Origin of the sequence: Mycobacterium sp., assembly GCF_029961025.1 — a bacterium.
Classification (GTDB): Bacteria; Actinomycetota; Actinomycetes; order Mycobacteriales; family Mycobacteriaceae; genus Mycobacterium.
In genome coordinates this window covers 164,886-186,269 of record NZ_JASBVP010000006.1, presented here as the reverse complement: position 1 = coordinate 186,269, position 21,384 = coordinate 164,886, and the positions used below count along the sequence as shown (strand labels likewise).

16 protein-coding genes and 2 pseudogenes are annotated in these 21,384 nt (G+C 68.9%); 7 read left to right on the top strand and 11 right to left on the bottom strand.

Annotated features, from left to right (window positions below):
• Window positions 1-19: 19 nt before the first annotated feature.
• The 8 genes and pseudogenes from QJR12_RS08795 to mqo all read right to left on the bottom strand — a co-directional run bounded on the left by QJR12_RS08795 (window position 20) and on the right by mqo (window position 10,273).
• On the bottom strand, window positions 20-1,804 hold the full coding sequence (locus QJR12_RS08795) for a proline--tRNA ligase (protein WP_300580840.1): 1,785 nt from the start codon (window positions 1,802-1,804) through the stop codon (window positions 20-22).
• 56 nt (window positions 1,805-1,860) lie between these two features.
• Complete coding sequence (locus tag QJR12_RS08790) at window positions 1,861-3,441, bottom strand: MFS transporter (protein WP_300580838.1); 1,581 nt, start codon at window positions 3,439-3,441, stop codon at window positions 1,861-1,863.
• A gap of 22 nt (window positions 3,442-3,463) precedes the next feature.
• Window positions 3,464-4,671: pseudogene (gene cobA / locus QJR12_RS08785) on the bottom strand (uroporphyrinogen-III C-methyltransferase).
• A complete protein-coding gene (locus tag QJR12_RS08780; RefSeq protein ID WP_300580835.1) occupies window positions 4,661-6,097 on the bottom strand; it encodes a cobyrinate a,c-diamide synthase in 1,437 nt (478 codons plus the stop codon). The pseudogene cobA and the gene QJR12_RS08780 overlap by 11 nt, the downstream one beginning before the upstream one ends.
• Complete coding sequence (gene cobO, locus QJR12_RS08775; RefSeq protein WP_300580832.1) at window positions 6,094-6,708, bottom strand: cob(I)yrinic acid a,c-diamide adenosyltransferase; 615 nt, start codon at window positions 6,706-6,708, stop codon at window positions 6,094-6,096. The genes QJR12_RS08780 and cobO overlap by 4 nt, the downstream gene beginning before the upstream one ends.
• A gap of 21 nt (window positions 6,709-6,729) precedes the next feature.
• Window positions 6,730-8,571, bottom strand: a complete 1,842-nt coding sequence (locus QJR12_RS08770; protein WP_300580830.1) for a magnesium chelatase subunit D family protein — start codon at window positions 8,569-8,571, stop codon at window positions 6,730-6,732.
• 77 nt (window positions 8,572-8,648) lie between these two features.
• Window positions 8,649-8,771: pseudogene (locus QJR12_RS08765) on the bottom strand (GNAT family N-acetyltransferase); the annotation flags it as partial.
• Entirely contained in the window at window positions 8,714-10,273 is a 1,560-nt protein-coding gene (gene mqo / locus QJR12_RS08760; protein ID WP_300580828.1) for a malate dehydrogenase (quinone), read from the bottom strand. The pseudogene QJR12_RS08765 and the gene mqo, both read right to left, overlap by 58 nt.
• A gap of 265 nt (window positions 10,274-10,538) precedes the next feature.
• Between mqo and QJR12_RS08755 the strand changes: the two genes are divergently transcribed.
• Complete coding sequence (locus QJR12_RS08755) at window positions 10,539-10,955, top strand: hypothetical protein (RefSeq protein WP_300580825.1); 417 nt, start codon at window positions 10,539-10,541, stop codon at window positions 10,953-10,955.
• Between the two features lie 357 nt (window positions 10,956-11,312).
• On the opposite strand, the gene QJR12_RS08750 is transcribed toward QJR12_RS08755, so the two are convergent.
• Window positions 11,313-12,410 (bottom strand): IS110 family transposase, encoded by a 1,098-nt coding sequence (locus QJR12_RS08750; protein ID WP_300575550.1) that lies wholly within the window; start codon window positions 12,408-12,410, stop codon window positions 11,313-11,315.
• A 96-nt stretch (window positions 12,411-12,506) separates the two neighbouring features.
• Here QJR12_RS08750 and QJR12_RS08745 point away from each other — a divergent pair, with 96 nt between their 5' ends.
• Both QJR12_RS08745 and mtr read left to right on the top strand, forming a co-directional pair.
• Complete coding sequence (locus tag QJR12_RS08745) at window positions 12,507-13,544, top strand: alpha/beta hydrolase (RefSeq protein ID WP_300580823.1); 1,038 nt, start codon at window positions 12,507-12,509, stop codon at window positions 13,542-13,544.
• A gap of 5 nt (window positions 13,545-13,549) precedes the next feature.
• Window positions 13,550-14,929 carry a mycothione reductase gene (gene mtr, locus QJR12_RS08740; RefSeq protein ID WP_300580820.1) on the top strand — a complete coding sequence of 460 codons (1,380 nt, stop codon included), beginning with the start codon at window positions 13,550-13,552 and terminating at the stop codon, window positions 14,927-14,929.
• A gap of 19 nt (window positions 14,930-14,948) precedes the next feature.
• Here mtr and QJR12_RS08735 read toward each other — a convergent pair whose 3' ends face one another.
• Entirely contained in the window at window positions 14,949-15,383 is a 435-nt protein-coding gene (locus QJR12_RS08735) for a Fur family transcriptional regulator (protein ID WP_300581266.1), read from the bottom strand.
• A 144-nt stretch (window positions 15,384-15,527) separates the two neighbouring features.
• On the opposite strand from QJR12_RS08735, the gene QJR12_RS08730 reads away from it, so the two are divergent.
• The 4 genes from QJR12_RS08730 (at window position 15,528) to QJR12_RS08715 (ending at window position 20,286) form a co-directional block, all read left to right on the top strand.
• A complete protein-coding gene (locus QJR12_RS08730; protein WP_300580817.1) occupies window positions 15,528-16,646 on the top strand; it encodes a nucleotide pyrophosphatase/phosphodiesterase family protein in 1,119 nt (372 codons plus the stop codon).
• 140 nt (window positions 16,647-16,786) lie between these two features.
• Entirely contained in the window at window positions 16,787-17,908 is a 1,122-nt protein-coding gene (locus tag QJR12_RS08725) for a HoxN/HupN/NixA family nickel/cobalt transporter (protein ID WP_300580815.1), read from the top strand.
• Window positions 17,909-18,693: 785 nt separating this feature from the next.
• Window positions 18,694-19,008, top strand: coding sequence for a PE family protein (locus QJR12_RS08720; RefSeq protein ID WP_300580813.1), 315 nt, complete (start codon window positions 18,694-18,696; stop codon window positions 19,006-19,008).
• A gap of 51 nt (window positions 19,009-19,059) precedes the next feature.
• The gene (locus tag QJR12_RS08715; RefSeq protein ID WP_300580810.1) at window positions 19,060-20,286 is read left to right on the top strand and encodes a PPE family protein; all 1,227 of its coding nucleotides are present in this window, start codon (window positions 19,060-19,062) and stop codon (window positions 20,284-20,286) included.
• Here the strand turns inward: QJR12_RS08715 and QJR12_RS08710 are convergent.
• Window positions 20,240-20,995, bottom strand: a complete 756-nt coding sequence (locus QJR12_RS08710) for a gamma-glutamyl-gamma-aminobutyrate hydrolase family protein (protein WP_300581263.1) — start codon at window positions 20,993-20,995, stop codon at window positions 20,240-20,242. The genes QJR12_RS08715 and QJR12_RS08710 overlap by 47 nt on opposite strands.
• Window positions 20,996-21,384 lie beyond the last annotated feature (389 nt).

The window sequence follows — 21,384 nt, the reverse complement described above, 5'->3', positions numbered from 1 at the left end:
GCCCGGGGTGGTCCGCGGCTCAGCCGGCCGCCGCAGCGCCGGCGTCATCACCGCGCCGGCCGGACACGATGGCGGCGATCTCGGTGGCCGGCGAAGCGCCGGTGGCCAGCTCGCGGGTCTGGCCGCTGAAGCGGTCGCGCAACTCGACGACGCCTTTTGCCCAGCCGCGACCCACCACGACGATCCAGGGCATGCCCAGCAACTCGGCGTCGGTGAACTTCACCCCCGGCGAGGCCTGCCGGTCATCGAGCAGCACCTCGACACCGAGGCGGTCCAGCTCCGCGGCCAGCGCGGTAGCGCCGGCGTGCACCCCGGCGTCTTTGGTCGCGATCACCACGTGCACATCGAACGGCGCCACGGTGGACGGCCAGCGCAGGCCCAGCTCGTCGTGATGCTGTTCGGCAATGACGGCAACCAGCCGCGACACCCCGATGCCGTAGCAGCCCATGGTCAATCGCACCGGTTTTCCGTCCTCGCCCAGCACATCGACGGCAAAGGCGTCGGTGTATTTGCGGCCGAGCTGGAAGATGTGGCCTATCTCGATGCCGCGGGCCGACACCAGCGGGCCGGCCCCGTCGGGGGACGGGTCGCCATCGCGGACCTCGGCGGCCTCGATCGTGCCGTCGGCGGTGAAGTCCCGGCCGGCCACCAGTCCGACGACATGCTTGCCGGGCTGGTCGGCGCCGGTGATCCAGCTGGTGCCGTCCACCACCCGTGGGTCGACTAGATAGCGAACACCGTTTTCGCGCAACGCTTTCGGCCCTATGTAACCCTTCACCAAAAACGGGTACCTGGCGAAGTCGTCGTCACCGAGCAACGCGTACTCGGCGGGGGCGAGCGCCGCCTCCAGCCTCCGGTCGTCGATTTCACGGTCGCCCGGCAGTCCGATGGCCAGCAACTCCCAGTCCGATCCCGGCCGGCGAACCTTGAGCATGACGTTCTTCAGGGTATCGGCGGCGGTGATGGTGCGCCCCAGGCCCGCTCGGTTGGCCCAGTCGACCAGGGCGGCGATGGTCGGAGTGTCACCGGTGTCATGGATCACCGGCTCGGGCTGCCCGTCGATGGGCAGGCTCTCCGGGCGGGCCGTGACCACCGCCTCGACGTTGGCGGCGTATCCGGACTGCAGGCAGCGCACAAAGGTGTCCTCGCCGACCGGGCTCTCGGCCAAAAACTCCTCCGACGCGCTACCACCCATCGCGCCGGAAACCGCGGAGACGATGACGTAGCGCACCCGGAGCCGGTCGAACATGCGCTGGTAGGCCTCGCGGTGCGCGTAATAGGCGGCCTTGAGCCCGGCGTCGTCGGTGTCGAAGGAGTAGGAGTCCTTCATCAGGAACTCCCGAACCCGCAGAATACCGGCGCGCGGCCGTGGCTCGTCTCGGTATTTGTTCTGGATTTGGTACAGCAAAAGCGGAAAGTCCTTGTGAGAGCTGTACTCTCCCTTCACCATCAAGGTGACCAGCTCTTCGTGCGTTGGCCCCAGCAGGTAGTCGTGTCCACGGCGATCCCGAAGCCGAAACACCCCCTCGCCATACTCGGTCCACCGGTTAGTCGTCTCGAACGGCGCCCGGGGCAGCAAAGCGGGAAGCAGGATCTCCTGCCCGCCAATGGCGTTCATCTCCTCACGCACGACGCGTTCGATCTTGCGCAACACCCGCAGGCCGAGCGGAAGCCAGCTGTACAGCCCGGGTGCGACCGGCCGGATGTAGCCGGCCCGAATCAGCAGCTTGTGGCTGGGCACTTCGGCGTCGGCGGGATCCTCCCGCAACGTGCGCAGGAACAGCTGGGACATGCGCATGATCACAGCAAACGAGCTTAATGAGCCCGCCGCCCGAGGTCCGGACTCGCCCGGCGCGGACCCTAAAGACCCCCGTGCTCGATCGCTTCCTTGGCCTCTTGGGCCTGCGCCACCTGCTGCGCCGTGTAGCCGATCAGCAGCGCCGCGCCGCCGACCAGGATGGCCACCCCGGCCACCCACAGCAGGCCGTAGGTGTAACCGCGATCCAGCGCGTGCAACTGGGCGGCGTCCATGAACTTCACCGGGCCGGTGGTGCCGCCCAGGTACAAGGTGCGTGAGGTGATGACGGCCTGGATGATGGCGAGCACCACCGGCCCTCCCAAATTCTGCAGCATGAGCGCGATCGCCGAGGTGGGCCCGATCCGGTCGAAACCGACGCCGGCGATCGCCGAGAGCGCCAGCGGGACGATGATCATGCCGATGCCGATCCCGCCCACGACGATCGGCATCACCAGGTTGGGGAAGTAGGGGATCCCGCGGTTGAGTGTCGAGCCGTAGAGCATCGCGCCCAGCACCAGGATGCCCCCGCCGATCACCACGACCCGCGGCGGGAACCACGCCACCAGCTGCGACGACGCGCCCAGTCCGACACCCATCGCAATGGCGAACGGGATGAAGCCGATGCCCGCACGCAGGGCGCTGTAGCCCATGATGTCCTGCACGTACAAGCCGATCAGCACGGTCAGGGTGAACATCACCCCGCCGGCCAGGAAGATCGCGGCGAAGGTGGCCAGCCGATTGCGGTCGCGGAACAGGTTGAACGGCACGATGGGGTTCTCGGCGGTGCGCTCCACCACGGCGAACGCCACGAAAGCACCCAGGGCCAGCACAGCCGACCCGATCGTGGTGGCCGACAGCCAGCTCTTTTCCGGCCCCATCGAGAAGCCGAAAACCGCCGCGGTGCAGGTCAGCGTGGCCAGCACGGCCCCGGTGGCGTCAAGCTTCATGCGTTCTTTCTGGGTTTCCCGCAGCGCCACCCGGGCCAGATGCACCATCAGCAGCCCGATCGGCACGTTCACCACGAACGCCAGCCGCCACGACACCTCGGTCAGCGCCCCGCCGACGACCAGGCCCAGCACCGAGCCGACGCCGGTCATCGCGCCGAACACCGCCGTCGCGGCGTTGCGAGCCGGGCCTTTCGGGAAGGTTGTCGCCACCAACGCCAGGCCGGTGGGCGAGGCGATGGCGGCTCCCACGCCCTGCAACAGCCGGGCCAACACCAGGGTGCCCGCGTCCCAGGCAATGCCGCACATGGCAGAGGCGATGGTGAACAGCGCGACGCCGACGATGAACGTGCGCTTGCGCCCGATGGTGTCCCCCAGACGGCCGCCGAGCAGCATCAACCCACCGAAAGTCAGCACGTAGGCGGTGATCACCCAGCTCCGTCCGGCGTCCGAGAGGCCCAGCTGGTTCTGGATCTTGGGCAGCGCGACGATCGCGATGGTGCCATCCATGGTCGCCATCAGCTGCATGCCGCCGATGGCGATAACCGCGGCAACAAAGCGGCGAGGCGGCAGCCACGGTGGCAGAAACCTGCGTACCGGCCGCAGCGCGATCCCTTCAACGGGCATCGGGGTCGCACGCCGCGCGCGCGGGGCCGTCCGGTTCGGCACTGCCCAGTCCGCGTCGTTGAGGGCCGTCATAACGGGCCACCTTACAGTAATCTTAAGAATTGTTTAAGCGCCGAACGCGGCCACCGGGCCGATCACGATGACCGCGGGAGGCCGAAGGCCCGCTGCGCGGATCTTCTCCGGTGCCTCCGCCAGCGTTGCCCGCAAAGTGCGTTGTGCGGCCATTGTTCCGTGTTGCACCGCCAGCACCGGCGTCTGCGCAGGCCGGCCGCCTCGTAGCAAAGCCTCAGCGAACAACTCGAAGTGTTCCACCGCCATCAGCAAAACGATGGTGCCCGACATCGCCGCTATTGCATCCCAATTCACTAACGATTCGGGGTGCCCCGGGGGAAGATGCCCGCTGACCACCACAAACTCATGGCAGACACCGCGGTGGGTGACCGGAACACCCGCTAACGCGGGCACCCCTATGGCGCTGGTCACACCCGGCACCACGGTCACCGGCAGCCCGGCGTCGGTGCAGGCCAAAAACTCCTCGTAGCCGCGGGCGAACACAAACGGGTCACCGCCTTTGAGGCGGACCACGAACTTGCCGGCTTTGGCCCGCTCGATCATCACCGCGTTGATGGCGTCCTGGGCCATGGCGCGGCCGTAGGGGATCTTGGCGGCGTCGATCACCTCGACGTGCGGCGGCAGCTCGGCCAGCAGTTCGGGTGGCGCCAGCCGGTCGGCGATCACGACATCGGCCCGAAAGAGCAGCCGACGACCGCGGACGGTGATCAGCTCGGGATCGCCCGGACCGCCGCCGATCAGCGCCACCCCGCCCGGTATGACGTCGTCGGTGTCGGCGGCGATGACACCCTGTTGTAGCGCCTCGCGGATCGCCGAGCGGATGGCCGCCGAGCGGCGATGTTCACCGCCGGCCAGTACTCCGACCGACAGCCCTGCGTACTCGAATGACGCCGGGGTGACCGCGGTGCCCTCCGCGGCGACGTCGGCACGCACGCAAAAGATTCGCCGCCGCTCAGCCTCGGCGACCACGGCGGCGTTCACGTCCGCGTCGTCGGTCGCCGCGATCGCATACCACGCCCCCTCGAGGTCGCCGTCACGATAATCCCTCAGCAACAAGGTAATTCGGCTCATCGCCTCGACAGCGCGGGTGGCCCTGCGGGTGATGACGTGAACGTCGGCGCCGCTGGCGATCAGCAGCGGTAACCGGCGCTGGGCGACCGTGCCGCCGCCAACCACGACGACTTTCTTGCCGGCCAGCCGCAGACCGACCAGGTACGGCTTATCGGCCACCGGACACCGTGTTTCCCGAGCCGGCGGCGTGGTCGACGAAGCGCGCCACCGCATCCGGGGCCGCGGCCGGATGGGTGTGCAGATAGGACGCGTGCACACCGGCGTGCACCACCCCGTCACGCACCGCGCCACCCCCGGGCCCCGGATACACCCATGCCGGGGGATAGCTCTTGGCGAATGTGGCTGAGGTTCGGTGAAATTCGTGGCCGACCACACGTTGCCCCGCGGTGTAGAGCGGCGAATCGGCCGTCGCAACGGCGTTGCGATAGCCCAACGTGAGGCGGCTGGTGAAACGCGCCGATCCGGCCAGCACACCGCACATCGGGTAGCCGTCGAGTTCGGAAAGCAGATATGTCAGCCCAGCGCATTCGGCGTGCACCGGCGCACCGGCGGCGGCCAGGGCGGTGATCCGGTGGCGGGCGAGGTCGTTGCTGGAGAGCTCGGCGGCGTACTGCTCGGGAAACCCACCGGGCAGCACCACCCCGTCGGTGTCGTCGGGCAGCGGGTCGCACAGCGGATCGAATTCGGCCACCTCGGCGCCGGCGGCCCACAACAGCTCACCGTGTTCGGGATAGCCGAAGCTGAACGCCTTCCCGCCGGCCACGGCGATCCGGGCCCGGGGGGTCCGCCTTGCGGTGGGTCGCCCGGCCCGACTCACCGGCGGGCACGGCGGCTCGCCCGCCCCGCCCACCGCGGCCACCGGATCCCACGCCGGGGCTACGATTCGGCTCTGTGCGAGTGCCACCACCGCGGCCAGGTCGACGTGGCGGGCCACCAACGCTGTCATCGCCGCCACCGCGCTGCGGGCACGCCGGCCGTACTCCACGGCGGTGACCAGACCCAGATGGCGGGCGGGCACCTCCACCGTGTCGCTGCGCGGAATCGCGCCGACGACCGTCGCACCGGCCTGGGCACAGGCCTGGCGCAACACCTGCTCGTGTCTGGCGGACCCGACCCGGTTGAGAATGACGCCGGCGACGCGGGTTGCGGGGTCGAACGTCGAAAAGCCGTGCAGCAGCGCGGCGATGCTGTGGCTTTGGCCGCGGGCGTCGACCACCAGGAGCACCGGGGCGCCCAGCAGTCCGGCCACGTGCGCGGTGGATCCGGGCGCCGGCGTGGGGGCGTCGGCGCCGATGCGCCCGTCGAACAGGCCCATCACCCCTTCGAGCACCGCGACGTCCGCCCCGGCCGCGCCGTGCGCATACAGCGGCCCGATGAGCTGCTCCCCCACCAGCACCGGGTCCAGGTTGCGCCCGGGCCGCCCGGCGGCCAGGCAGTGATAACCCGGGTCGATGAAGTCCGGTCCCACCTTGAACGGTGCGACCGCATGGCCGGCCTGGCGCAATGCGCCCATCAGACCCGTTGCGACGGTTGTCTTTCCGCTTCCCGACGCGGGCGCGGCGACGATCACGGCGGGGACGCTCACCACTCGATGCCTTGTTGGCCCTTGCGCCCGGCATCCATCGGGTGCTTGATCTTGGTCATCTCGGTCACCAGGTCGGCGGCGTCGATCAGTCGCTGCGGGGCATCGCGCCCGGTGATCACCACGTGCTGGCGGCCGGGGCGCGACAGCAGCGTGTCCACCACGTCGTCGACGTCGACCCACCCCCATTGCAGCGGGTAGGTGAACTCGTCGAGCAGGTAGAAGTCGTGGCGGCAGCCGGCGAGGCGACGGGCGATCTCGGCCCAGCCGTTCGCGGCGGCCGCCACGTGATCGCCGTCGGTCCCGGACTTGCGCGACCACGACCAGCCGGCACCCATTTTGTGCCATTCCACCGACCCGCCCAACCCGTGCTCGTCGTGCAGCCGGCCGAGCTCGCGGAACGCGCCCTCCTCACCGACCTTCCAGCGGGCGCTCTTGACGAACTGAAACACCGCGACGGACAGTCCGGCGTTCCACGCCCGCAACGCCATCCCGAACGCGGCCGTCGATTTCCCCTTGCCCGCCCCGGTGTGCACCGCCAGCACCGGCGTGTGGCGCCTGGCCCGGGTGGTCAGCCCGTCGTCGGGAACCTCAAGCGGACGCCCCTGTGGCATAGCTCGGCACCCCCGGCCGACTCACGCTGCGCCGCGCACGGCGCGGGTCAAATGATCGGCGCGCAACTGCGGCAACCGCACGCTCGGTGCGCCGAGCCAGCGGGCCAGTTCCCCGGCAAGCCCCAGTCTCGCATGCTGGGTTTCGCAATCCACGACGACCGCTGCGACCCGTTCGGCGGCCAGCCGGGCGGCAGCTGATCGACTGCGGCCCAACGGATCCGGGCCGCCGGTGGCCCGTCCGTCGGTGAGCACCACCACCAGGGGACGGCGCGCCCGGTCGCGCACCTTCTCCCGAACGATCAGCTCACGGGCCGCCAGCAGGCCTTCGGCGAGCGGCGTCTTGCCGCCGGTGTCGAACCCGGCGAGCCGACGCCCGGCGATGTGCGCCGACGAGGTCGGCGGGAGCAGCAGCCGCGCCCCCGCCCCGCGGAACGTGATCACCGCGACCTGGTCGCGCCGCTGGTAGGCGTCGCGCAGCAGCGACAAGGCGGCACCGCTGACCGCGGCCATGCGGTCGCGGGCCGCCATCGAACCGGAGGCGTCGACGAGAAAGACCACCAGATTGCCCTCGAGGCCCACGCGCACGGCGCGGCGCACGTCGGTGGGCTGCGGGCGCAACGGGCCCGGACCACCGCCGCGCTTGGCGGCGGCCAGCACGGTCGCAAACAGATGCACCCCGTGACCGCCGGGGCTGTCGGTCGCGGCCACCACCGCGCCACAGGCGTTGCGGGCCCGCGACCGCCGTCCGGGCGCCCCCGCGCCAACCCCGGGCACGGTCAGCGCACGGGGCCGAAACGTCGCTGACGGCGGCGCGCTTGGCTTGGGGGACTGCGGCGCCGACCCGGTGTTCCCGGTATTCCCGGGTAACGGTTCAGGGTCCATCCCGGTCGAGCCTCCGCCACCCGGCGGGTCGGGATCCGGGTCGGGCTCGCCGGGGGCACCGGCGGCGCCGGCCTGCGCCAGCGCCGCGTCCAACCGTTGGCGGTCGATGCCCGGCTCGTCGAACGGGTCCCGGCGCCGCCGATGCGGCAGCGCCAGCTCGGCGGCCACCCGGATATCCTGCTCGCCGACGGTGCGACAGCCCCGCCAGGCCGCGTGCGCCACCGCGGTGCGGGCCACCACCAGATCGGCGCGCATGCCGTCGACATCGAACGCCGCGCACAGGCTCGCGATGCGACGCAACTCGTCATCGGGCAGCACCACCTCGCCGGCAAGCCGGCGGGCCGCGGCGATCCGATCAGCCAGCTCGGCGTCGGCGCCGGCATAACGAGCGGCGAACCCGTCGGGGTCGGCCTCGTAGGCCATCCGCCGGCGGATGACCCGCATCCGCACGTCGACGTCGCGCGGCGCGTGCACGTCGACCGTCAGGCCGAAGCGGTCCAGCAGCTGCGGGCGCAGCTCGCCCTCCTCCGGATTCATGGTGCCGATCAGCACGAACCGGGCCTCATGGGAATAGGAGATGCCGTCGCGCTCGATGTGCACCCGCCCCATCGCGGCGGCATCGAGCAGCAGGTCGACCAGGTGATCTTGCAGCAGGTTGACCTCGTCGACGTAGAGCACCCCGCGGTGGGCGCGGGCCAGCAGTCCCGGGGAGAACGCGTGCTCGCCGTCGCGCAGCACCCGCTGCAGATCCAGCGAGCCGATCACCCGGTCCTCGGTGGCGCCGATCGGCAGCTCGACCAGGCCGGCGCCCTCGGCCACGCCGGACAGCAGGGCGGCCAGCCCGCGCACCGCGGTGGACTTGGCGGTGCCCTTCTCGCCGCGGATGAGCACCCCGCCGATCTCCGGACGCACCGCGCACAACAACAGCGCCAGCCGCAGCTGGTCCTGTCCGACGATCGCACTGAACGGATAAGGTGTCACGCCAGCACCGCCCCGGTGCCGGTCCCCCCCGCCCGCGCTACCGGCCCGGCAGCGGCCTGCAACGGAGCCGGGCGGCCCAGCCGACCGATGCGGAACACCTTTGCGCCAGCGGCATGCTCTTCCATCAGCCGCAGCGTACCGATCACCGCGCCGTCGGGTTTCTCCAGCCGGTGATGGCGGGTCTTGGCGGGCGGGTCCCGCCGGGCGTGCCCGAGGTATCGGGCTCCAAGCGCAGCGCCCGGGTTCCCCAGGACCACAGCTTCTCGAACAACGCCGGCTGATCGGACAACCGGATACCCAGCGACGGCACCATGTCTTTCAGGGTGGGCAGCCAGGATCGGTACCGGCCGGGAAAACATTGCGCCAGCACGTCGAGCATGGCCGAGACGGCGGTGGAGGCTCCCGGGGAGGCCCCGAGCAGCCCGGCGATGCTGCCGTCGCCACCGATCACCAGCGTGGTCCCGAACTCGAGCACCCCGCCTGTCACCCGGTCGCGGCGGATCACCTGCACCCGCTGACCCGCGGTCGTTGTCTCCCAGTCCGCGTCCGCTGCGCTCGGGGCGAACTCCCGCAGCGCGTCGACCCGGGCCGGTGCGGACATCATCAGCTGGCCGATCAGGTAATTCAGCAAGCTCAACTGGCTAACCCCGCCGCGCAGCATCGGCACCACGTTGTGGGGTTTGACCGACCGCGGCAGGTCGCCGGCCCGGCCGTGCTTTAAGAATTTCGCCGACCAGCCGGCGAACGGCCCGAACAGCAGCCACGACTTGCCGTTGATGACCCGCGCGTCCAGGTGCGGTGCCGTCATCGCCGGCGCGCCCGGCGCGGGACAGCCGTACACCTTGGCCCGATGCGCGGAGGTGAGCGTGGGGTTGTCGCTGCGCAGAAACTTTCCGCCCACCGGGAAACCGCCGTATCCCCTGGCCTCCTTGATGCCGGATCGCTGTAACAGCCGCAGCGTGCCACCGCCGGCGCCGACGAAGACGAACTTGGCGTTGAGTCGGTGTTTCTCGGCGGTGCGCCGATTGCGGAGCGTCAGCGTCCAGCTGCCGTCGAACTCCCGCGACAGGGCCCCGACCTCATGACCGAAAAGCGCGGTCATTCCGCCCCGCAGGCCGTAGCCGATGAGCTGTTTGGCCAACGCGCCGAAGTCCACGTCGGTGCCGTGTTGGGCCCAGCTGAGCGCTATCGGCTCGGAGAAGTCACGGTGTGCCGCCATGAACGGCAATCGACGGGCGAATTCATCTGGGCTGTCGATGAATTCGGTGTCGGCGAACAGCGGGTTGGCGCTCAGCGCCTGGCAACGGCGGCGCAGATAGTCGACGCGCTCGGCGCCGTGCACGAAGACGACGTGGGGGATCGGGTGCAGGAAGCTCCGAACGTCGGTCACGATGCCGGATTCCACCGCGTATGCCCAAAACTGGCGGGTGACCTGGAATTGCTCATTGACGTGCACGGCTTTGGTGATGTCGATGGAGCCGTCCCGGTCCGGGGTGTAAAACAACTCGCACAGTGCGGAATGCCCGGTCCCGGCGTTGTTCCATGGGTCGGTGCTTTCGGCGGCCGCGGCGTCCAGCCGTTCCACCAGCGTGATCGACCAGTCCGGCTGCAGTCGGCGCAGCAGTGCGCCCAGGGTGGCGCTCATAATGCCCGCACCCACCAGCGCAACATCCGTCTTAGCGGTTCGAGCTGGCTGTGACACCGGATCGCTGGTCCCTTGGGTTGGCGCGGACTCGCTGGGTCGCCGGGGGGCGCTACCCAGGTTATCCCGCGGGGCATGGCGTCGGGCCCGCCAATCCGGCCCGCATCACCCGGCGCGGGAGCCTCGGCGGTCAGGGAACGAGGAGCGGGCCGCGGCCGCTCCCGTCCAGAAGACACCCGCACTCCGGAACCAAAGTTGCCGCAGCGTCACTGTCGTTAAACTACGACTTCGGCAGCTCAACTCCCACCGGCGAGGCGGACACAACATGAGCCCCAACGACATGAGCCCCAACGACATGAGCCCCGACGAGAAGCACGACAGCGGCGACCCCGAGGCCACCACACGCGGCGCGGGCACCGAACACCGGGCGGTTGCCGGCAATCTGGCGGCGACTCAACGGCGTCCCTCGGTTTCCCTTGGCGAACGAACGCGCCGGCACCACGCCCACACGACGGTGGTCGCCGCCGGTCTCATCGGATCGATCGTCGGCGCCGTGGTCACCGCCGCGATGGTGGCACCTGCTTCTGCCGCAGCCGTTTTCACGTCACAGCCGCCGGCCGAAACGCTGCTTATCCTGCCCGATCAGCCATGGCCGGGGCCACCCGGTCCGCCCGGGCCTCCGCCGCCGCCCGACCCCTGGGGACCGCCACCGCCCGGCCCCTGGGGACCGCCACCGCCATAGCGATCGGCGCTCAGGCGGGCTGGCCGGCGGTCGCGCACCGATCACGCTTTGATATGTAATTCGTTTTGTCAACCAGGCAGGGGGAAGCAGGCGCCGCGGCCGTCGCCGGGCGCCTGCTTCCGGTTGACCGAATCGTCCCGGTTGGCGAGCGTGTCGAGGTTGTCGACGCGGGTGTCAAGTCTGATATTCGCGGGTTGGTTACCGCAGGACGGACTGTTCTGCTGGAGTGGATCGCGGATCTAGAGGTCGAGCGTCATCATGTTGTCAGGCAACAGGATTGCTCATAAAGCGTTCGCGGGTCACTCCCAGGCGCTGCCGCCACCAGGCTCGATTCGGGCAGTTGTGGAGGGCGCGGGTTTAGCTGTCGAGGACCGCCAGTGACCAGCACCAGCCCGCCAGTTCGCGGGCGATCGCGGTGTTGGCGACCACCGGGCGCTTGTTACGGGCATCGAAGCGACACCAGCGCTCGTGCAGGCGCCGGTTGGCCTGTTGGCCGCGCGCCCGTGCTGCCGGGCTGGCCGCGTCCCAGCGGCGCCGCATCACCATTCCGGGTCGGTAGGGCTGGCGGTGATGCCAGGCCGCCTCGATGAGCAGTCGGCGGGCGTGGCCGTTGCCGGTCTTGGTGATCGCCCCCTGCGAGCGGGAAGCCCCCGAGCTGTACTCGCATGGCACCAGACCCAGGTAGGCGCCGATCGAGCGGCCGGTCAACCGGTGCCAGTCGCCGATCTCGACGGCCAGCCCAAACGCCGTCAGCGTCGAGACCCCGCGCAGACAACCCAGCCGGGTCACCACCGGGGTGTAGGCGCTGTCGGCGGCCAACTTGGCGATCGCCTCGTCGAGGCGGTTACGGCGATCCACGGTGGCCAGCATCGTGTCCAGTGCCGTGTCGTAGGTGAGCTGCAACGCCGGTGCGTCAAACCGCTGCCGCTGCAGCCACAGTTCGTGCTTGCCGGTCCAAGTTCCTCCACCGGAATAGATAACCCCCTGCCGCAACAGCAGTTTCGACAATCGATGCCGGGCACTCATCAGATCCCCGCGGCAGTCCTCTCGTGCCCGCACCAGATCTCGGGCCGCCTCCTGCTCGGCGCTGGGAACCGTGACCTCCACAATCTGACCCAAATGCAGCAACCGGGCCAGATGCGCCGCATCACGGGCATCGGTCTTGACCCGATCCCCGGTCGGGCGTTGCAGCTTCGACGGAGCGGCCACCAGACACATCACCCCAGCCGCCACCAGAAAGCGCGCCAGACCGAACCCCGTCGGGCCAGCCTCATAGGCCACCGCGACCCGGCCCGGCAACGATCGCAACCACTCCAAAATCTCCTGATAATCCGGGGTCAACCGACGTTCGAATACCTCACCGGTATCTCCGTCCAACGCGCACCCAACCACCGACCGCGCATGCACATCCAAACCAACACTCGTACGCTGAACCTTCACTGGGGCCTCCCACATCTTGTGGCTCTACCGGCCAGGACCCGTTTCCTGTCGGCAACCCACGTTCACATGTGAGCGAGACCCCAGCCCCCCATAACCGTCTAAGCTGGCGACGTGACTGGCTGGCAGCCTGATGTCCTGCCCGGCTATTGGCAATACCCGATTCCGCTGGGCCGCGATCCCGACGGCGAGGGCGATCTGGTAGCCACGCTGGTACGGCGAGGGGACGCCGGGGTCGAGGCGCACGCCGTACTGGCGGTGCACGGGTACACCGACTATTTTTTCAACACCGCCCTGGCCGACCACTTTGCCGACCGCGGCTTCGCCTTTTATGCGCTGGACCTGCACAAGTGCGGCCGGTCGCATCGTGTCGGGCAGACCCCGCACTTCACCACCGACCTGGCCCGCTACGAGCGCGATCTCGAAGAAGCGCTGGCCGTCATCCGGACGCAGACACATTCGGCTCGTCCCGTCAGGGTGCTGATGTACGGCCATTCCGCCGGTGGGCTTATCGTGTCGCTCTGGCTGGACCGCCTGCGGCGCCGGGGCGCCACCGCGCGGGCGGGCGTGGGCGGTTTGGTGCTCAACAGCCCATGGCTGGACCTGCACGGCCCCCCGATCGTGCGCACCGGGGCGATATCGGCCGTGATCGCCGCGATAGCCCGGCTGGGGAAAAAATGGGTTGCTCGTGGGCCGGGTGACGGCGGGTACGGCGCCAGCCTGCATCGGGATTACGATGGCGAGTTCGACTACAACCTGCAGTGGAAACCACTGGGCGGCTTCCCGATCACTTTCGGGTGGCTGCATGCCGTTCGCCGCGGTCAGGCACGACCGCATCGCGGGCTTGATGTCGGAGTGCCCAACTTGATCCTGCGTTCAGACCACAGCGTGCCGGAAACCGCCGACCCGATCGCCCGGCACCACGGCGACGCCGTGCTCGACGTGCGCCAGATCGCCCGGTGGGCCGGGTGCATCGGCAACCACAGCACCATCGTCCCGGTGACCGATGCCAAACACGATGTATTCCTGTCGATGCCGCGGCCCCGCCAGGCCGCCTACCAGGAACTCGATACCTGGTTGAGCTGGTATTTACGGACGGACCGCGACCCGAACGCCACCGCGCATGCGGCAGTATCGACCGAGGGTGAGTAAGGCGCATGGAAAGCTACGATCTCGCGATCATCGGAACCGGTTCGGGCAACAGCATTCTCGACGAGCGTTACGCGGGCAAACGGGTCGCGATCTGCGAGGCGGGCGCCTTCGGCGGCACCTGCCTTAACGTCGGGTGCATCCCGACGAAGATGTTCGTCTACGCCGCGGAGGTCGCTAACGCGGTCCGCGGCGCGTCACGTTACGGCATCGACGCGAATATCGAGCGAGTGCGCTGGGATGACATCGTGTCGCGCATCTTCGGGCGTATCGACCCGATAGCGATCAGCGGTGAGGATTACCGGCGCTCCTCGCCCAATATCGACGTGTACGGTCACCACACCCGCTTCGGGCCGGTCGGGGCCGACGGGCGCTACCTGCTGCGCACCGACGCCGGTGATGAGTTCACCGCCGAGCAAGTGGTGATCGCGGCGGGATCCCGCCCGGTGATTCCGCAGGCCATCCTCGCCAGCGGGGTCGATTACCACACCAGCGACACCATCATGCGGATCCCGGAGCTACCCGAGCACCTGGCGATCGTGGGGGGCGGTTTCGTGGCTGCCGAATTCGCCCACATCTTCTCCGCGCTCGGTGTCCGGATCACCCTGGTGATCCGGGGCGGCATGCTGCTGCGGCATTGCGACGACACCATCTCCGAACGCTTCACCCGCATGGCCGCAACCAAATGGGAACTGCGCAGCCATCGCACGGTCGTCGGCGCACGCCGGGACGGGTCCGGCATCACCCTGAGTCTTGATGACGGCAGCGAGGCGAACGCCGACATGCTGCTCGTGGCAACCGGGAGGGTAGCCAATGCCGATGTGCTGAACGCCGAGCAGGCCGGCATCGACATCCACGACGGAAGGGTGGTGGTCGATAAATACCAAAGAACCTCCGCACGCGGTGTTTTCGCGCTTGGTGACGTCTCCTCGCCGTATCAGCTCAAGCACGTCGCCAACCACGAGGCCCGGGTCGTGCAGCACAACCTGCTGTGCGACTGGGATGACACCGACTCGATGGTCGCCACCGACCACCGCCACGTCCCGTCGGCGGTGTTCACAGATCCGCCTATCGCTACCGTAGGACTTACCGAAAACCAAGCTGTTGCAAGCGGTTTCGATGTTTCCGTTGGGATTCAAGAGTACGCCGACGTGGCCTACGGCTGGGCGATGGAGGACACCACCGGGATCGCCAAGGTGATCGCCGATCGCGTCAGCGGCCGGCTGCTGGGCGCGCACATCATGGGCCATCAGGCTTCGTCGATCATCCAGCCGCTGATCGGCGCGATGAGCTTCGGTCTGACCGCCGCGCAGATGGCCCGCGGCCAGTACTGGATCCATCCGGCGCTGCCGGAAGTCGTCGAAAACGCGCTCCTGAACTTGAACTGACACCTGCCGGCGGGACCGCTCAGCCAGGTTCGCTCCCGTCACGCCGGTCACCCTGGCAGTTCGGGCACAGGCCGTGCAGGGTGAGCCCGGCCCGCTCGGACAAGGTGAACGAGCTGCCGGCCATCGCGTGCTCGAGCGCTGACGTCAGTCGGCGCGCGGGAACCTCGATGATCGACCCGCATCGGGTGCACACCGCATGATGGTGCGGATCGATGGCCAGCCCGTAGGTGGTGACACCGCCCTCCAGGGTCAACGCGTGCAGCACCCCCTGATCCACCAGGGTGGTCACCGTGCGATAGATCGTCGCCAGATCCGGTGGCGGAGTCCCCGCGGGCAGACACTGGCGCACCCGCTGGTGGATCTCGGCCACCGACAGGTGCCCGTTGACCGGCTCGAGAACCGCCAGCACTTCGATACGCGACGCCATTCGCCGCAACCCACGGGACCGCAGCATCTCACCGATGCGCTCGGTGACGGCCGGATCCCAAGCCGACGGTCTGGCCACCCGTCCAGTATTCCGCATCCGCGTCGCAATGCACCGCCCACCCGCGTGCGGCGATTCGGTGCGCGGTCCGCCGTGGCTGCCAGACTGGCCGTCGTGGCCGGTTCACTCTGCGACGTGCTGCCCTCGGCGGCCGCGCTGCTGGGGGTCCCGGGCGCGCCCGACCCGCTGGCGCTGACCGGCCGCGTCGGCAATGTGCGACGCCTCGCGATTCTGCTCGTCGACGGGATGGGTCGGCGGCTGCTCCCGCAGATGGCCGTCGACGCCCCGCTGCTGGCCTCGGTCCTCGCCGGCGGCGCCGGGCAACTGGTCGAGCTGGTGAGCACGTTCCCGTCGACCACACCGACCAGCCTGGTGTCCCTGGCCACCGGCGCACCTCCCGGTGAGCACGGCATCCTGGGTTTCACCGTCAAACTTCCCGGCAGCGAGCGGGTGCTCAACCACATCCGGTGGCGCGACGACCCGCCGCCGCCCCACTGGCAGCCCGTCCCCACCTGGTTTCAACGGCTCGCGCAGGCCGGGGTGCGCGCCCGGGCCCTACTGCCGGCGCCGTTTCTCGGCAGCGGCCTGACCGAGGCGGCCTACCGGGGTGCGGAGCTTTGTCCCACCGGCACCGACGACGACTATGCCCAGCGGCTGGCCGAAGAGCTGCGCGCAACACCGGGGCTGGTCTACGGCTACACGGCCGAACTCGACACCGCGGCGCACCTGTTCGGTATCGGCTCGCACCAGTGGCATCAGGCGGCGGCCCGGGTCGATGCGCTGCTGCGCCGACTGGTCGAGACGCTGCCGCGGGAGGCCGCGTTGCTGGTCACCGCCGATCACGGGGGAGTGAACGTCCCGGAGATTGCCCGGGTCGATCTGGCTGCCGACCCCCGGCTGGGCGCGGGCGTCCGCGTCGTGGCCGGCGAGCCACGGGTGCGCTACCTGCATACCGAGCCCGGCGCCGCCACCGACGTGCAAGCCGCCTGGAGTGAGGTGCTCCACGGGCGCGCCGAGGTGCTCAGCCGCGACGACGCCATCGCGGCGGGACTGTTCGGACCGGTGCGTGCCCAGCACCGCGCACGCATCGGCGACGTCATCGCGATCTGCACCGGTGACACCGCGATCCTGGCCAGCGCTCACGAGCCGCCGGAAGTGGCTCGCCTCGTCGGCTTCCACGGCGCCGCCACCCCGGCAGAAATGACCATCCCGCTGATCGTCTTCCGCGGCTGACCGCAGCCGGTGAACAATTGCGAAACACTTGCAGCTACTTTTGTGAACCAGATCCACCGTGTTAGCGCCGTGGATTAGCGTTCGTGCAGGGTAGTTTCCTCATGCTGCGGCGCAGTTTCTCATGTTCGAAAGGACGCACCATGGCCGCTGACGTACTCGGGAGGCCACGCCCGTCAGGGTCGCGGCTGCGTGGCGCCCTGACGCCATCGGAGTGGACGCGGCTGGGATCGATGTTCGCGGCGATCGTCGTGCTGAATCTCATCGGCTGGGGAATCCTGGTGCTGATAGTGCAGCCCGCCCACTTCAGCCTCGGCGACAAGGTTTTCGGGGTCGGCATCGGGCTGACGGCCTACGCACTGGGCTCCAAGCACGCCTTCGACGTCGACCACATCGCGGCCATCGACAACGTGACCCGCAAGCTGATGAACGACGGGCAGCGCCCGCTGGCCGTCGGGTTCTTCTTTTCCCTCGGCCACTCCACCATCGTGTTCGCCCTGGCGGCGCTGCTGGCATTCGGCATGAAGGCGATCATCGGGCCCGTCAAAAACGATTCCTCGGCTCTGCATCACTACACCGGCTTGATCGGCACCGGTGTGTCGGGCGTGTTTCTCTGCCTGATCGCGATCATCAACATCGGCGTCCTGACGGGCATCCTACGAGTCTTCGCCCGGATGCGTAGCGGCATCTACGACGAGGCCGAACTCGAAGAACAGCTCAACCACCGCGGCTTTTTCAACAGAATCCTCGGCCGGCTCACCAAATCGATCACCACCTCGTGGCACATGTACCCGGTTGGCGTGCTGTTCGGACTGGGCTTTGATACCGCCACCGAAGTTGCCCTGCTGGTGCTGGCCGGCACCAGTGCCGCGGTCGGTCTGCCCTGGTACGCCATTTTGTGCCTGCCCGTGCTGTTCGCCGCGGGGATGTGCCTGTTCGACACCATCGACGGCTCGTTCATGAACTTCGCCTATGGCTGGGCGTTCTCCAAACCCGTGCGCAAGGTCTACTACAACATCACCGTCACCGGACTCTCGGTCGCCGTCGCGCTGCTCATCGGCGGCCTCGAGATCCTTCAGCTACTCGGTCAACAGCTGGCCTTCCGGGGCGAGTTCTGGGACTGGATCCAAAACGTCAGTTTCAGCAAGCTCGGTTTCAGCATCGTCGGCCTATTCGCCGCCACCTGGGCGCTGGCCCTGGTGGTGTGGCATTTCGGCCGCATCGAAGAAAGATGGACCGCGGCGGCGCCGCAACACGACACCTGACCGAGGGTGGGTTTGAGCCGCTCGGCGACGCCGCCGGCGCCACCGGACGCGGCATCGTCCGCGCTCTTACCGGATCCCAACCGGTAGCGCTGGTAGGGTTGAAGTATCGGAACGTTCACGGCGGTATCCAGAAGGCCACGGCGGCGACCGGTCGCCGGGATAGTTGTGGGTCTGTGTCTGCTCGCCACCGTCACCGGTTTCTGGCTGGTGCAATCCGAGCGGATCGTGTCCATGCTGCCCCAGCCGGTGGCGATATCCGCCGGTGCCATGCCCGGAAGCCACATGCAGCTTGCCACCGGCGCGTCAGCCGCGGTCCATCCGGTGTTGACCCCGGCCAGGCCGCGTCGTGACCTGCCGCCAGCCCCGTCACGGTCACCGGCTTCACTGGCGCCGTGGTGGTCGCCGTCGCCCGACTCAATGGATACGTTGCCGACTTTTTTGCCGGCCGTCTGGAACCGATCCGGCGGGGCGCAGTGGCCGGCGCCGCCGGCTGCCCGAGCACCCGCTGCGGTTCCCGCGGGCCCCGACCTTTTGACACAGCTCTGCGTCAGCCGGCGCTGATCGGCCAGCGTCAGGTCGTTGTGCCCCGTCACGACGGCCGGTGACCAGCGATCCGCGCTGACTGCGGCGTCCGGGCCCACAGCAACCGAAAACCATCGACCCGTCGGGTGCCCCGGGTGCAGATTCGGGTAGCAGGGTAGCGGTCAAGCCTCTGGTGTCCCTGGTGCTGTCGCAGCTAAGCGGGTCGGACTAACCACAAATCCGTGTTTAACGAGGAGTAGTCCGTGTCTTTCGTCACCACCTCTTTCGTCACCGTCGAACCGGAAACACTGGCCGCGGCCGCCGGCAATTTGGACGCCATCGGCTCGTCCATGGCCGCCGGCGGCATGTCCGCGGCGGCACCCACCACTGCGGTGGTCCCCCCTGCCGCCGATGAGGTTTCTGCGCTCACCGCTGCGCAGTTCACCGCGCACGCCATCATGTGCCAGGCGGCCCTCGCTCAAGCCGCGGCGATTCATGAGCTGTTCGTGTCCACATTGCGGGCCAGCGCCGGCTCCTATGCCATCACCGAGGCTGCCAATGCGGCTTTGACCAACTAGGGGACCACCACACCTCGGGGACTCACGAACAGACCATCTAAGGGGATGACAATGGATTTCGGAAAATTGCCCCCGGAAATCAACTCCGGGCGGATGTACGCCGGTCCGGGCGCACTGTCGATGCTGGTTGCCTCGGTGGCCTGGGGGCGGCTGGCCACCGAACTGCATACCGCGGCGGCGGGCTACCAGTGGGTGACCACAAGCCTGGCCGGCGGCGGATGGGACGGCGCGTCGGCGGACTTGATGGCAGCCGCGGCCGCACCCTATGTGGCGTGGCTGAGCGACACCGCCGCAAAGGCCGAACAGGCCGCCGCCCAGGCCAGGGCCGCGGCCGGCGCCTTCGATATCGCGCATCGAATGACGGTGCCACCACCGTTGATCGCCGCCAATCGTGCTCAGCTGAGAAGGTTGGCCGCGACGAATTTTTTGGCTCAATACAGCCCGGCCATCGCGGCCATCGAGGCGGACTACGAAGAAATGTGGGCTCAAGACGCCGCCGCGATGTACGCCTACGCCGGCGCCGCGGCAACCGCCTCGAAGGTTATCCCGTTCGACTCGCCACCGGTCACCATCGACCCGGCGGGGCTGGCACGTCGTGAGGGCACGATGGCCAAAACCACCCGGAGCCTGGCCGGGGCCGGGGCGCAGGAAATCCTGGCGACAGGATCTCAAGTCATTCGGACCGTGCCTCCGACACTGCAACGACTGGCCTCACCCTCGGGCTTCACCTGGTCACTCTCGTGGTCCACGCCGTCGCCGTCGGGATTGTCGTCGCTGCCGCAACCGGGCTCCCCGTTTGTTCCGGCTGCTGTCGCGATGTATGCGCCGTATCCGATCAATTCGGTGCTGGCCGCAATGGGCTTCGGCAGGTCCAACGACACGCCCGGCATCGCGGCAATCCGGCCGGTGCCTTCCGGCACGGCAACCGGTGACTCCACTGCCTTCGCTCCCAAACCGGACCCGGCCTTTTCGGGGACCTTCTCCGCCCCGGGCGCTGGTGACCCCGGGTCCGGCGTGTCTGCGGGGGTCGGTGGGGCGAGCAGGGTCGGCCGGTTGTCGGTGCCCGGTACCTGGTTCGCGGTGGCGTCGATCTGCCAGCCCGCGACCACCGGTGTGGGGCTCCCCGTCGTCTTGTGGAGAACATCGTCGGGACATGGACCCGTGGGCGTGCGGATTACGCCGATCGCCAGTACGGCGGGGCGCCGTGTCAGCCCGGCCGTCGCTTCCCGGCTCAAGGTTGGCCGCGGCGTGGTTCCGCGTCCACCCGCCGCGGGATGACCGCGCCTGCCCGGGTGCGCGCGTAAGCGCGCGCCGCGTCCACGATCCCGGCGAACAACCGCAGGTCGTCCAGGGCTTCTTCGGGATGCCACTGCACGGCGAGCACGAACCTCTCGCCGGGCAGCTCAACCGCCTCGACCACTCCGTCGGCATCCCACGCGCTGACTAGCAGGCCCGCGCCGACGTCGGCGATCGCCTGGTGGTGGTAGCAGTGCACCTCGGCCGACTCGCCGAGCAGCGCCGCCAGTCGGGTGCCGGGGGCAATACGCACCGCAACGGTCGAGAACACCGCGTTGCCGGGCTGATGTCCGGTGTGACCGATGACGTCGGGCAAATGCTGGTGCAGCGTTCCGCCGAGCACGACGTTGAGCACCTGAGCACCGCGGCAAATTCCCAGGATCGGCAACCGCCGGCGCAGAGCGCATTCCAGTAACGTGAACTCCCAGGCATCGCGGACACCGCGGGGCTCGTCGGTGGCCTGGTGTGGCAGCTGACCGTAGCGGGCCGGGTCGACGTCGCTGCCGCCGGTGATGATCAGGGCATCCAGCCGGTCAAGCACGCTCTCGGCGATGCCGGGATCCACCGGTTGCGGGGGCAGCAGCACCGCCACGCCGCCGGCCATCGTGACACCCCGGAAGTAGGCGGCCGGAAGGAAGCTGGCGGGCACGTTCCAGACCCCGGTCTGCGCCCGGTCCAAATAGGTGGTCATGCCCACCACCGGCCGGTCGCCGGTGCTGACCCGATTACCCCGTTCCTCCCCGGGCCGCACACGGCCCGCATCGTCGCCGGTGTTGAAGACGCTCAACCTTGCCACCCTTTCGTCGGCTGACCGCCGCGTTGAGCCGTTGCAAACTCGAATGTCGGCGCTGTCCAGATGGATCGGCGGGGACGCCGTAACCGTACCGTGCGCACGCGGGGTCAGACCGCTACCGCGTGGTGCGGGTTGATATGCCGCCGGGCAGCCGCGCGACCGCGCCGTCAGCCGGCGGCGTGTCACCGCGTCGCAGTGGCACCCGCGATATCCCGGCTGCGGCACGTATCGGGTGGCACCTATCGGGTGCCACCGTCCCCGATCCGGACAACGCCCACTCGGTGGCC

Excerpts from the sequence above, each read along its gene's own strand:
- cobO (WP_300580832.1), bottom strand. The coding sequence starts at position 6,708 with ATGCCACAGGGGCGTCCGCTTGAGGTTCCCGACGACGGGCTGACCACC.
- QJR12_RS08735 (WP_300581266.1), bottom strand. The coding sequence starts at position 15,383 with ATGCTGCGGTCCCGTGGGTTGCGGCGAATGGCGTCGCGTATCGAAGTG.
- QJR12_RS08715 (WP_300580810.1), top strand. The coding sequence starts at position 19,060 with ATGGATTTCGGAAAATTGCCCCCGGAAATCAACTCCGGGCGGATGTAC.
- QJR12_RS08750 (WP_300575550.1), bottom strand. The coding sequence starts at position 12,410 with ATGTGGGAGGCCCCAGTGAAGGTTCAGCGTACGAGTGTTGGTTTGGAT.
- QJR12_RS08725 (WP_300580815.1), top strand. The coding sequence starts at position 16,787 with ATGGCCGCTGACGTACTCGGGAGGCCACGCCCGTCAGGGTCGCGGCTG.
- mtr (WP_300580820.1), top strand. The coding sequence starts at position 13,550 with ATGGAAAGCTACGATCTCGCGATCATCGGAACCGGTTCGGGCAACAGC.
- QJR12_RS08790 (WP_300580838.1), bottom strand. The coding sequence starts at position 3,441 with ATGACGGCCCTCAACGACGCGGACTGGGCAGTGCCGAACCGGACGGCC.
- QJR12_RS08755 (WP_300580825.1), top strand. The coding sequence starts at position 10,539 with ATGAGCCCCAACGACATGAGCCCCAACGACATGAGCCCCGACGAGAAG.
- QJR12_RS08710 (WP_300581263.1), bottom strand. The coding sequence starts at position 20,995 with ATGACCACCTATTTGGACCGGGCGCAGACCGGGGTCTGGAACGTGCCC.